We start from the raw sequence: 12,024 nt of genomic DNA on the forward strand, positions 1-12,024 counted from the left end.
CCTATCTTTCGACGGACACGGGTCCGGCCCGGGTGACGAGGTCACCCGGCGTCGAATCGCACCGTTCGTCCGAACCATCTCTTGCCGCTCCCGGCACCTAGTACGCTGGCGGCCGTCCCAGTGCCTGCGAGAGTGTGACGGTGACTGTCTTCCGCCCCCGCCCAGAGCCCGCCGAAGTCGCACGCGTGACCTTGACGGCCGTGGAGTTGCTGGAAGTCCTCTGGGGGCGGGCCTCGACCGCGCCCGCCTCTCCGTCCCAGTTGCGCGTCCTGCTGATGCTCGAACACCAGGACGGCATCAACCTGCGCACCCTCGCCGACTCCCTCGCCTCCACCCCGCCGTCCACCAGCCGGCTGTGCGACCGCCTGGTGGCCGCCGGCTTCGTGGAGCGGGCGGTCAGCCCGGCCGACCGGCGCGAGGTACGGCTGCACCTCAGCAGCCGCGGTCGCGCCTTCCTCGACGACCTGCGTGCGCGCCGGGAGCGGGAACTGCACGCGGTCCTGGAGCTGATGCCCGCCGCCAAGCGGACCGCGCTCCTGGAAGGGCTCGAGGCGTTCTGCAACACGGCGGCACTGCAGATACACGACACCGCGCCGGACGCCGGAGACCAGACGGCCTGAACACAGGGCCGAGCCACCGGTCGCCCCCGCGGTTCAGGGCTTGGATGGCCGGCACACGGAGCGACCTCCGTCCACCGGAGCATTGCGGTTCCTTCCCCGGGCGTCACGACTCCGACACTTTGTTGCCTCACGGCCATAGTTGTCAAACGGCAACAGTCAGGTCCGCGAGTCTCCCGGTTCGGATACCCCGCCGTCACCGCCGCCCGCTGTGAGCAGCGTCTCGGAGTCACCCGGGAAGGGGAATCAATCACTCCGGAAGTGGCCGACCGCGCGCGGGGCGCCCGGCCGGCAACCGTCCGGGCCGGTGCGAACGCCCGCGCGCGGGGCTCACCGTCTCACCGGGTGTCGCCGGGCGGCTGGTCGTGCCGCGGGTCGTCGGGCGGCGGTTCGAAGTGCACGCGGATCTTCTGGAAGCCCTTGAACGCCTCGGTCGCCGCGTACGACCGGTAGGCACGGCGGTCCGCCGGGCTCAGGTGCACCCGGTCCGTGAACGGCGTCAGCAGACTGCGCGGCCACAGCCGCATGATCTGCACGGCTCCCACCTCGGCGGCCGTGACGAAGATCAGCGCCCCGGCATAGAGCCAGGCGAGCAGGCCCAGCACGATGCCGAACAGGCCGTAGGTGGCCGTGGCACCGCGCAGGACGTGGCTCACGTAGTAGGAGCCCACCCACTGCAGTGCCTGCCAGGCGACGGCGGCGCCCAGCGCCACGCCGAGGAGCCGGCGCAGTGGCAGTGGCCGGTGCGTCAGCAGCTGGTAGCTCAACAGCAGCAGCATGGTGCTGAGACACACGGAACCGGCCGTGGCGGCGATCCAGGTCGCGCCCCGCAACCGTGCGCCGAGGACGCCCGTCGCCGATCCCGCCACGGACAGCAGGGTGAAGGCACACAGTCCGAGTGCCAGGAGCAGCAGGAAGACGAGGCCCTTCAGGCGTGACCGCAGCGGATCGGGGCGGGCGTGCCTCGGCACGGCCCAGATCTTGTTGAGCGCGTACTGCGCGGCCTGGGCGACGCCGAGAGAACCGTAGAGGCTGCCGGCGATGCCGACGGCCAGGGCCACACCGTTGCCGTGGAACGAGCGGATGTTCTCCCCGATCTGGTCACCGATGACCGGGAACTCGCTCAGGGCGGAGTCCAGGACCCGTTGCCGCAGGTGGGGGTCGTCGCTGAGGAAGGTGCTCAGGACGACCACGAGGATCAGCAGCAGCGGGAAGAGGGAGAGGAAGCCGTAATAGGTGAGGAGGGCCGCGAGGTACAACGCCTGGTCGTCGTAGAACTTGTACACGACGGCGAGCGGCTGGCCCACCCAGCGATGCCGTCTCTGATAGCCGTCCAGGCGTGCGAGAACACTCATGGTTCACCCCCGGTGCAGGGCGCTCGGCCGCACGGGGAGCAGGCACCGGATGGTCGGCGCCCTGGGCGACGAATCTACGCACCGCACGCCATCAGAAGTCTCCGCCCACACCGTTCCGAAACGGGCGGGCGGTTCTCCAGCCGTGTGGAGTGGCCGGTCGTGCTCGGCAGCGCCGGCCGGCCCGCGGACCCCGTGTCACGCCGCCGAGCGCGCCGCTGAGCCGGAGCCGGTGGGTGGTCCGGCCGACGGCCCCCGGTTTCAGGTGGTGCTCATCATGCCTTCGCGCAGGCGGGCCAGCAGACGCGTGATCAGGCGCGAGACGTGCATCTGCGACACACCGAGCCGTTCGCCGATCTGGGCCTGGGTCAGTTCCTCGACGAAGCGCCAGTGAATGATCTTGCGGTCGCGTTCGCCGAGCTCGGCGATCATCGGAGCGAGGGCGTGGAAGTCCTCCACCAGGCCGAGGGCCGCGTCCTCGTCACCGATGAAGTCGGCCAGCGCGGCCTCGCCCTCCTCGCTGCCGTTGATCGCGGCGTCCAGGGAGGCGGACCTGTAGCCGTTGGAGGCGAGCTGGGCCTCGACGACCTCGTTCTCCGGGAGGCACATCAGCTCCGACAGTTCCTTGACCGTCGGCGTGCGGCCCAGCCGGCTGCGCAGTTCCTCGTTGGCACGGGCGAGCTGGACGCGGGCCTCCTGGAGCCGGCGCGGGACGTGCACCGCCCAAGAGGTGTCACGGAAGAAGCGCTTGATCTCGCCGACGATGTACGGCACGGCGAAGGACGTGAACTCGACCTCGCGGGACAGCTCGAACCGGTCGATCGCCTTGATCAGGCCGATCATCCCGACCTGGACGATGTCCTCCATCTCCTCCTGGCCGCGGCTGCGGAACCGGGCCGCCGCGAAGCGCACGAGGGACATGTTCATCTCGATCAGCGTGTTGCGGGCGTACTGGTACTCCGCAGTGCCCTCCTCCAGCACCGCCAGCTGGTCGAAGAACAGCTTCGACAGCTCCCGCGCGTCCTTGGGCGCCACCTTGGTCGGGTCCGCGATCTCCGGCACGGTCACCGTCTGCTCATTGGTCCGCACGGTCGTCGTCGCCACGGTCGCGCCCCTCCCAGTTGATCGGTCTGTCGTCTTCGCCGGTCCGTCGGCCGACAGGCGAGCGTCTACCCCGGCTGCCTGCCGGCATTCCTGGTGTGTCCCGGCTTCCTGCGGCGGCACCGGCGCACCGCGTCGGTTCCACGGCGGTGATGACCAGGGCCGCCTGGTCGTCCTCCACGTCCCGGCCGCCGCCCAGGAAGCCGCGTACGTCCTCGGCGACCGTCCGCAGGATCTCCGCGGCGGCCGGCCGGGGCGGAACGGACGCCAGCGCCTTGGCCAGCCGGGTGTCGCCGTACTGGTCGGTTCCGGCGGCCCGGCACTCGGTGATGCCGTCGGTGTACAGGAACAGGCTCTCGGCGGGGCGCAGGGTGAAGCGGCGTCCGGTGAGCCTGGGCGGTATGCCGATGCCGAGCAGTCCGCCGGGCGCCTCGACCGCTGCGACCGTGTGATCCGCATCCAGCAGCAGCGGCATCGTGTGACCGGCCCTGACGAGGTGGACGGTCAGTCCGCCCGCGGCCGGTGCGAGGTGGCCGTAGACGAGGGTGACGAAGCCGTTGTTCTGGTGGGCGTTGCGGTCGTTGAGGGCCTTGTCGACGGCCTTGACGACGTCGACGGGGTCGTCGAGCAGCGGGGCGACAGCGCGTGCGGTGTGGCGGACGAGGGCGGTCGTGGTGGCGGCCTTGGCACCGCGCCCGCAGACGTCTCCGAGGATGAAGGCCCAGCTGCCGTCGTCCCGGCGGAAGACGTCGTAGAAGTCGCCTCCGATCTCCAGCCCCTCGCCGGCCGGGTGGTAGAAGGCGGCCAGTTCGGCACCGGGGATGTCGGGCAGGCCGGGCAGCAGCAGACCGGTCTGCAGGTCGCGGGCGATGGCGGCGCGCTGCGCGTACTGGCGGGCGTTGCGGGCGGCCGAGGCGGCGCGGCGGGCCAGCTCCTCCGCCAGGGCGATCCGGTGCCCGTCGAAGCAGTGCTCCCCGGTGGACAGGAGGGTCAGGGCGCCGAAGGGCCGCCCGCGGTCCACGAGGGGCACGCAGACGTAGCCGGTGACGCCCAGGTCGTGCCAGGGACCGGGCCCGGTCGGGGTACGGCGGGCCACTTCGGTCAGCCCGGACGCCAGGACGCGGTCGACCGCCTCGTCCCCGCCGGCCGGCGCGTGCGCGAGGAGAAGGTCGCGCGCCTGCTCGGTCGGAGCGGCGGCCGCCACCCGCCGCACGCGTCCGGCCTCCATGACGTCGACCGCGGCCAGGGGGGCCAGGGCCGGGCCGGCCAGGGCGGCCAGGCACTCCAGCGTCTGCTTCTCGTCCAGCCGGCCGGCCAGGGCGGTGCTGGCGGTCAGGAGGAAGGCGAGGTCGTCGCGGGCCGCCTTCTCCCTGGCGTCGGCCGCCAGCCGGGCCTGTTCGGCGTGGTGGCGCTCGATGGCGAGGGCCGCGGTGTCGGCGAACACGCGGGCCAGTGCGAGGTCGCTGTCGTAGGGGGCGCGCGGGGTGCGGTGGTACATCGCGAACGTGCCCAGCAGCCGGCCGTCGCGGGCGAGGATCGGCGTCGACCAGCAGGCGGCGAGTCCGGCGCGGGCGGCGAGGTCGCGGAAGTCGTGCCACAGGGGATCGGTGGCGATGTCGTTGACGGCGACGGTCCGCCGCCGGTGGGCGGCGGTGCCGCAGGAGCCCACGCCTTCCCCCGTGGCGATGCCGTCGATGGCCTGGTTGTAGAAGCCGGGCAGGCTGGGACCCGCGCCGTGCCGCAGGTGCCGGCCGTCGTCGTCGGCCAGCAGGACGGAGACGAGCACGTCGGGTGACAGCTCCTCGATCGCCCGGCACATGCCGTCCAGCACCTCGGGCAGCGGGGCGCGCCGGGCGATCTGCTCCAGCAGCGCGCGCTGCTCGGCGGCGAGTCGCCGGGCGTGCTTGATGTGGGTGGTCTCCACGCCGATCATCCGCACGCCGACGACGTTGCCGCCGGCGTCGCGGCGGGCCTCGTAGGTGAAGTCGAAGTACGCCTCACGGGCGTCCGCTCCGGTTCCGATGACGACGCGCGCGTCACGGCCGACGTGCCGCTCCCCCGACCGGTACACCTGGTCCAGCAGCGCGATGAATCCCTGGTCGACCAGTTCGGGCATGAGGTCGGCCAGCGGTACACCGGTGCGCTCCCGCCGGCCGCCCCCGACCGCCGCGAAGAACGCCGGGTTCGCCGCCTCCAGCACGTGCGCGGGCCCCGCCATGGACGCGAACAGCGCGGTCGACGTCCCGAACAGCAGCGACAGGTCCTCGTCCGTGTCGCGCGCCGCTGCGGAGCGGCTGATGCCGCCCGTCGACCGCCGCTCACGTTCAGCCGTCACCTCGCCCCCCTCACCGGCCGCCTTCCGGCAGCCATCATGTCGTTCGGCATCGGTCCATGCCTCACCCAGGGTCGTGTGCACCGGGATGCCCGGTGCAAGCCCGCCGGAAGGACGCCGGGCTCAGTCCAGCGCCAGGTGCAGGCGTACGACCAGTCCTGTCGGCGGTGTCCGGATCTCCACCAGGTCGCACAGATGGTGCATCATCCACATGCCCCGGCCGCCGGCCGGGGAGAGCGGGTCGGGGCGGCGCCGGCCGACCAGGGGGTCGTGGAGCCGGCCGCGGTCCCGTGTCTCGGCGATCAGGGTGTCGTCCGCACGCCACAGCCGCAGGGTGCCGTGCCCTCCGCCGTGCCGGACCGAGTTGCCGGTGGCCTCGTTGACGGCGAGCAGCCAGTCGGTACGGCGGCGCGCCGACAGGCCCTGCGCCGCCGCCCAGTCGGCGGCGACGCCCCGGACCTTCGCGAGGTCACCCTCCGCGAAGCGCAGGACGACGGGGTCCACCGGTTCGGGCAGCGGCTCGTCGCAGTCGCGGCACACCGCGTGTGCGGGCGCGTAGGCCGGGCTGTCCCGGTGGCCCTCCGGATCACCGACGACGGGATGGGTCCGGTGCGCCTGCGCCAGTACCCGCTCCGGCAGGGCGGTGTCGTAGGGGCACAGGATCGTGGCGTCGCGGCCGGCGAAGGCCAGGTTGATCAGTGCCTCGTGGCGCGTGGCCTCGCGTGCTTCCGCGGCAGTGCGGCCGACCCAGATCGGTTCGCTGACGATGGACGGACGCCGGTCCGCGTGCTGGTCGGCGAACTCCTGGAGCATCGACAGGATCCGTCCCGGATTGCGTCCGGTCTGCCGCATGTCGACCCAGCTGACGCCCTCGTGTGCGGTGCCGACGGTGTCGCGCAGCAGGCGCAGCTGGTCGCCGGGCACGGCGACCAGCAGGGGGCGGCCGCCCGCGGCCTCGCCGCGCACGAAGTCGCCCACGCCTTTCAGGTAGTCCTCGTCCGTGGTGTAGAAGAAGGCGGGGTGGCGGACCGTCCCGGTCCGGCCGGGTGTGACCGACGGTCGTGTGTACGTCGTCACCGCCCGGCCTCCCCCAGGCCGCCGGCCGGCTCACCGGGTGCCTGCCGGGCGCTGCGGGGCACCTTGCCGGTCCTCCGCTCGCCCCGCTCGGCGAGCGTACGCGTCATGTGACCGGGGCCGGCCGCGTCGGCGAGGTGCCGGGCCTGCTCGCCCCCGTCGGTCCCGGTCCGCACGGAGGCCACCGGATGAGCGGTTCGTGCCTCGTCGGTGGAACACCGCACCGCCATGTGCCGGGCGGCCGCGGACTCGCCGCGCGCCTGAGCGGGTATGCCGTGCATCAGACCACCGTTTTCCTCCCTCGCGCGGCGGGACCCCGTAGCGTGCGCAGGTGACAAGTTACCGCAGGCCGCGCGCGGCCCGGGAAACCGGACCCCGTCCGCGGGCTCACGTCCGCGGGCTCAGCCGGTCGCACCGGCGCCGTCGGGCGCGGTGCCGACGGGTCCCCCGGCCAGCGCGTCGGCCACCGTGGGGTGGACGGGTAGCAGCTGCGCGATGCCCGTCATGGTCACCATGCGCGTGAGGCGGTCGGGGACGTCGGCGAGGCGGAGCGAGCCACCTGCCTCCCGTGTCGTGTGCAGAAGGGAGATGAAGGTGCTCAGCCCCGTCGAGTCGACGAAGTCCACGCGTGCGAGATCCAGGACGAGGTGTGGCACGCCCTGTTCCACGAGGTCGAGGGCGTGCGCGCGCAGGGCCGGCGCCGTGTGCAGGTCCACGTCTCCGGCGACGGCGACGACGGCGGTGTTGTCGCCGATGTGCTGGACGGTCATGTCGAGGGTCTCGGACACGTCGGTCATCACTCCTGGCCGGGTTTCGGGCGCTGCGGTGGTGTGCGCCGGGCGGTGACGTCGGGGGGCGGGGCGTGGTTCGCCGTGTGACAGGTGGTCATGGCTGCGGCGCGTCGTCGGTTCCGCAGCCGCGGACGGTGACCAGGTCGGCGAGGCCCGAGACCGTGAGAACGGGCTCCAGCAGCGGGCTGACGACGAGTTCCAGCCGGTCGGCGTGGGCGAAGAGCACGCTCAGTCCGGCGCTGTCCAGGTACTCCACCCCGGTCAGGTCCACCACGAGAGGGCCCGATCCCGCCTCGAGGGCGTCGGCGAGGGAGCCGGCGTTGCTCATGTCGATCTCGCCGCTGACGGAGAGACGGGGGGTACCGTCCGGGTGCCGGCCGGGGGTGAGCGTGAGCGCGGTGGTCATCAGGCGATCCTCATCTGCATGTCGACGGTGGTGCCGGACGGGCCGGGAGTGATGGTGACCTGCTGCATCATGGCCCGCATCAGGGTCACGCCCCGGCCGCGGTGGGCGTTGAGCTCCGGCTGCGGCACCTTCCACCGGCCGCTGTCGGCGACCGTCAGGCGCAGGTTGTCCACGAAGGCTTCGGCGCGCAGCCGCACGGCTTCGCCCGGTGTGTGCCGGTGGCCGTGCTCGATCGCGTTGGCGCACGCCTCCCCCGCGGCGACGAGTACGTTCTGCACGGTGTTGGCAGGCAGGCCGCACTGGGCGAGCCAGTTGCGCAACGCCTTGCGGACGGGGGCGAGCTGGGACGACTCGGCCGGGAACGACAGCTCCAGCGGCGCCGGATGGCGATAGAGCAGCAGCGCCACGTCGTCGTCGTAGCCCCCGACCGGGGCGAGCCGCGCCATGACCTCGGTGGCGAGGTCGTCGACGGGCACGTCACGGCCCCGCTGCACGGCCTCGCTCGCCTCGTCTATCCCGATGCTGAGCGGCCGCCGGCGGCGTTCGACCAGCCCGTCGGTGTACAGCAGCAGCGTGGCCCGCGCGGGCAGGGTGCACCGGGCCTCCGGGCGCTGCCTGCCCGGGCGGACGGCCAGGGGCAGGGAACGGCCCTCGTCCAGCAGCCGGGTGGTGCCGTCGGGGTGCGCGAGGATGCCCGGGGGGTGGCCGGCGCTGGAGTAGGTCAGGTCGCCGGTGCCGGGATCGAGGACGCCGCAGAAGACGGTCGTGCACAGCGCGCCGGGAACGCTCGCCGCGAACTGGTCGAGTGCCATCAGTGTCCGGGACGGGCTGGGCTCCCGCAGCATCAGGGCGCGGCAGGCGCTGCGCAGCTGTCCCATGACGCTGGCCGCCTCCAGGCCCCGTCCGACGCAGTCGCCCACCACGATGCCGATCCGCCCGTCCGGCAGGGCGACGGTGTCGTACCAGTCACCTCCCACCTCCAGTGGGCGGGTCGCGGGTTCGTACCGCACGGCGAAGCCGTCGGGGAGCCGGGCCGGACCCAGTATGGCGCGCTGCAGCGCGATGGCGGTCTCCCGCTGCTGGTCGATCTGGTGGGCCCGTACCAGGCCCTGGGCGAGGTGCCCGGCCAGCAGGGAGAGCAGGAGCCGGTCCTCGGAGGTGAACGGCCGGTTCTCGCCCAGATCGATCCACACGGCCAGCGGGCCGTGCGGATGTTCGAGCAGGACTCCGGCGCCGGTGTCCGCGGCGACCGGGGTGAGCGGTGGCCGGCCGCACAGCGCGGCGACTTCCTCCCGGCGCTCGGCGGGCAGGTCCTCCCAGCGCAGGTCCGCGTCCGTGGCGGTCAGGGCGGGCACGTCACCGCGCCCGAAGACGGCGGCGACCACGCTCCGCGCGCGCCACAGCGCCCTCAGTTCGGCGAGGGCACCCGACAGTGCTTCGGGCAGGCTGGCGGCCCTGGACAGGGACGTGCTCAGCGCGGCCAGCGCCGTCTCGCGCTGGACGGCGTAGTGCTCGGCGGTGACGTCACGGAAGGTGCCGACGGTGACGCTGCGTCCGGTGTCGGGGTCCTCGGCCCTGTTGTAGGTGACGGCCACCCACACACGGTGACCGTCACGGTGGGTGACCGGGACGGTGTAGGAGCCCTGGGGGTGTTCCAGCAAGGCGGTGAAGGCGTCACCGACCTGACGGTGTGCCTCGGCGTCGGTCGCCGCGTCCGGCCACCAGGGGTGGACCGGTGCGTACGGCAGGTCCTCGGGACCGTAGCCGAGGATGTCGGTGAAAGCCGTGTTGATCTCGACGACGGCTCCGGACTCGTCGCAGACGAAGAACGCCTCCTGGAGGGAGTCGATGAGCGCCGCCCGCCAGCGGACGTGGTGGCTGCGCAGCCGGGACAGTTCGATGTTCGCGCGCACGCGTGCCAGGAGCTCGGCAGCGGCGAAGGGCTTGACCAGGTAGTCGTCGGCGCCCGCCTGCAGGCCCTCGATCGACGCCTCCTGCCCGGCCCTCGCCGACAGCAGGAGGACGGGTACCGAGGCCGTGCGAGTGTCGGCGCGCAGCCGCGCCACCAGCTCCAGTCCATCCAGCCGGGGCATCATCACGTCGCTGACGACGAGGTCGGGGGTGTCGCGGCGGACGGAGTGGAGGGCTTCCGCGCCGTCAGTGACCGTGGTGACCTGGTATCCCGCTCCGGACAGGATGCGTGTGAGGTATTCGCGCATGTCGGCGTTGTCGTCGGCCACCAGCACGCGGGCGGTGGCGACGGGCGCCGGGCCGGAGGCGGTGGTGTTCGCCTCGGCGGGCATCGCCATGGGGTCGGTCTCGGCGCCGGTGGTACCGCCCGGAAGCCAGCGCAGGGCCTCCTGGACGTAGGGGTCGGCGGTGGCGGACGCCGCGGTGCCGCCCGCTTCGGGGACCACGGAGTCGGAGGGCAGGTGGGCGGTCCCGAAGGGTATCCGGATGGTGAACGCCGTGCCCTTCCCCTCGGTGCTCTCGGCGGTGATGGTGCCGCCGTGCAGACCGACGAGTTCCTGTACCAGTGCCAGGCCGATGCCGCTGCCCTCGTTCGACCGGGAGCGTGCGTTCTCGATGCGGTGGAAGCGCTCGAACAGCCGGGGCATCTCCGCCTCGGGCACGCCGATCCCGGTGTCCGCGACGGTGACCACCGCGTGCCGGCCGGCTCCGCGGACGCCGACGCGGACCGTACCGTCGAACGTGAACTTCAGGGCGTTGCTGAGCAGGTTGAGGACCACCTTCTCCCACATGCCGCGGTCGACGTACACGGGTTCGTCCAGGGCCGCGCAGTCCACGTCGAACGCGAGGCCGGCCTTCTCCATGGCCGAGCGGAAGACGCTGGCCAGCTCCGCGGTGACCACGGCGAGGTCGACCGGCTCGTAACGGGCCTGCATGCGGCCCGCCTCGATGCGCGAGAAGTCCAGCAGCGTGTTGACCAGCTTGCCCAGCCGCAGCCCGTTGCGGTGGATGACGTCGAGCTCCTGCCGTACGTGGTCGTCCGCGTCGGCGAGCCGGGTCCGGAGGTCCTCGACGGGTCCCATGATCAAGGTCAGCGGGGTCCGGAACTCGTGGCTGATGTTCGAGAAGAAGGTGGTCTTGGCCCGGTCCAGTTCGGCGAGCTCCTCCGCCCGCCGCTGCTGGGCCTGGTAGCTGCGGGCGCTGCCGATGCCGGAGGCGATGTGTCCGGCCGTCAGCTCGACGAAGCCCCGGTAGCCCTCGTCCGGCACGCGGTAGCGGTTGAGTCCGGCCACGCAGAAACCGTAGGGTGCGCTGCCCTGTTGCAGCAGCGGGACCACGAGCGCCTGCACGGGGGGCTGGGGCCAGTCGCCGCAGGGCAGGTCGGCGAAGACGTCGCCGGTGAGCGGCACCGACACCGTCTCGCCCCTGGCCAGCGCCGCCGCGGGCCACACGGCGTCAGGGTCCCCCACCAAGAGGGTGGTCGGTGCGGCCGGGTGCCCGGCGGGGACCCCGGTGCTGCCGGACAACCGGGCGGTGTCGCCGTCGAACAGGTAGGTGAGGGTGAAGGGCAGGTCCTTCCGGTTGCGGTTCAGCTGCCGGTCGGCGAAGGCCAGCACCTCCCGCTCGGTACGGATCACGCTGGGGTCCGAGCCCAGGTCTCGCAGCGTGGCCATCCGCCGCTCGCCGATCACCCGCTCGGTGTCCTCGCTGACCACGCAGAGCATGCCCACGACCGCGCCGGAGTCGTCCCGCAGCGGACTGTAGGAGAAGGTGTGGTAGGTCTCCTCGCTGTATCCGGAGCGCTCCAGGAAGAGCAGCAGTCCCTCGTCCCAGGTGGCCTTCCCGGTACGGAGCACGGCTTCGATGCGCGGGCCGATGTCGTCCCAGATCTCCGCCCACACCTCGTTCGCGGGCCGCCCCAGCGCCCACGGGTACTTGCGGCCGAGCGTGTCACGCCGGTAGGCGGCGTTGCAGAAGAACGTCAGCTGCTCACCCCAGGCCATCCACATGGGAAACCGGGAGGAGAGAAGGATGCTGACGGCTGTCCGCAGGCTCTGCGGCCACTCCGGCGGCGGACCGAGCGGCGTGGACGCCCAGTCCACCCGGGCGAGATCTCCGCCCACCTCCCGGTCGGCGGCGAACACGTCGCCGTCGGCGGCCGTCGGCCGCGGTCCGTGTCCAGCCGTGTGCGAATCCTCCACGCGACACCCGTCCCCTCGTGCCCGGCCCGCCCCTGCGGCCGTTGCCATGCCGATCGCACGCCTCATGCCTGATCGCGTGCCTATGTCCCTGACTGCCCCGGAACCGGCGCCCGACGCCCGCGGGTGCCCACTGCCCTCTCGCACGGGTGACGGCTCCTCCGGTGCGGACGCCCTCGCCC

Annotated in this window: 9 protein-coding genes; 1 reads left to right on the forward strand and 8 read right to left on the reverse strand. The window is 72.6% G+C overall.

Annotated elements, in window-relative coordinates; translation table 11 throughout:
* Nucleotides 1-185: 185 nt before the first annotated feature.
* Nucleotides 186-620 (forward strand): MarR family transcriptional regulator, encoded by a 435-nt coding sequence (locus AB0946_RS27085; RefSeq protein ID WP_366763240.1) that lies wholly within the window; start codon nucleotides 186-188, stop codon nucleotides 618-620.
* Nucleotides 621-955: 335 nt separating this feature from the next.
* On the opposite strand, the gene AB0946_RS27090 is transcribed toward AB0946_RS27085, so the two are convergent.
* The 8 genes from AB0946_RS27090 to AB0946_RS27125 form a co-directional block, all read right to left on the reverse strand.
* A complete protein-coding gene (locus AB0946_RS27090; protein ID WP_366763241.1) occupies nucleotides 956-1,972 on the reverse strand; it encodes a YihY/virulence factor BrkB family protein in 1,017 nt (338 codons plus the stop codon).
* Nucleotides 1,973-2,230: 258 nt separating this feature from the next.
* The gene (locus tag AB0946_RS27095; RefSeq protein ID WP_366763242.1) at nucleotides 2,231-3,073 is read right to left on the reverse strand and encodes an RNA polymerase sigma factor SigF; all 843 of its coding nucleotides are present in this window, start codon (nucleotides 3,071-3,073) and stop codon (nucleotides 2,231-2,233) included.
* On the reverse strand, nucleotides 3,045-5,405 hold the full coding sequence (locus AB0946_RS27100; protein WP_366763243.1) for a SpoIIE family protein phosphatase: 2,361 nt from the start codon (nucleotides 5,403-5,405) through the stop codon (nucleotides 3,045-3,047). The genes AB0946_RS27095 and AB0946_RS27100 overlap by 29 nt, the downstream gene beginning before the upstream one ends.
* Nucleotides 5,406-5,525: 120 nt before the next feature.
* A complete protein-coding gene (locus AB0946_RS27105; RefSeq protein ID WP_366763244.1) occupies nucleotides 5,526-6,479 on the reverse strand; it encodes a sensor histidine kinase in 954 nt (317 codons plus the stop codon).
* Complete coding sequence (locus AB0946_RS27110; RefSeq protein WP_366763245.1) at nucleotides 6,476-6,757, reverse strand: hypothetical protein; 282 nt, start codon at nucleotides 6,755-6,757, stop codon at nucleotides 6,476-6,478. The genes AB0946_RS27105 and AB0946_RS27110 overlap by 4 nt, the downstream gene beginning before the upstream one ends.
* Nucleotides 6,758-6,877: 120 nt before the next feature.
* Entirely contained in the window at nucleotides 6,878-7,273 is a 396-nt protein-coding gene (locus tag AB0946_RS27115) for an STAS domain-containing protein (protein WP_366763246.1), read from the reverse strand.
* An 88-nt stretch (nucleotides 7,274-7,361) separates the two neighbouring features.
* The gene (locus AB0946_RS27120) at nucleotides 7,362-7,673 is read right to left on the reverse strand and encodes an STAS domain-containing protein (protein WP_366763247.1); all 312 of its coding nucleotides are present in this window, start codon (nucleotides 7,671-7,673) and stop codon (nucleotides 7,362-7,364) included.
* Nucleotides 7,673-11,653, reverse strand: coding sequence for a SpoIIE family protein phosphatase (locus tag AB0946_RS27125; protein ID WP_366763277.1), 3,981 nt, complete (start codon nucleotides 11,651-11,653; stop codon nucleotides 7,673-7,675). The genes AB0946_RS27120 and AB0946_RS27125 overlap by 1 nt, the downstream gene beginning before the upstream one ends.
* Between the last annotated feature and the right edge of the window lie 371 nt (nucleotides 11,654-12,024).

Origin of the sequence: Streptomyces sp. NPDC046870 (genome assembly GCF_040704595.1) — a bacterium.
GTDB classification, from domain to species: domain Bacteria; phylum Actinomycetota; class Actinomycetes; order Streptomycetales; family Streptomycetaceae; genus Streptomyces; species Streptomyces argyrophylli.

What these genes read in the sequence shown, in the direction of transcription:
- AB0946_RS27090 (WP_366763241.1), bottom strand. Translation starts at nt 1,972, where the DNA reads ATGAGTGTTCTCGCACGCCTGGACGGCTATCAGAGACGGCATCGCTGG.
- AB0946_RS27110 (WP_366763245.1), bottom strand. Translation starts at nt 6,757, where the DNA reads ATGCACGGCATACCCGCTCAGGCGCGCGGCGAGTCCGCGGCCGCCCGG.
- AB0946_RS27115 (WP_366763246.1), bottom strand. Translation starts at nt 7,273, where the DNA reads ATGACCGACGTGTCCGAGACCCTCGACATGACCGTCCAGCACATCGGC.
- AB0946_RS27120 (WP_366763247.1), bottom strand. Translation starts at nt 7,673, where the DNA reads ATGACCACCGCGCTCACGCTCACCCCCGGCCGGCACCCGGACGGTACC.
- AB0946_RS27125 (WP_366763277.1), bottom strand. Translation starts at nt 11,653, where the DNA reads ATGTGGATGGCCTGGGGTGAGCAGCTGACGTTCTTCTGCAACGCCGCC.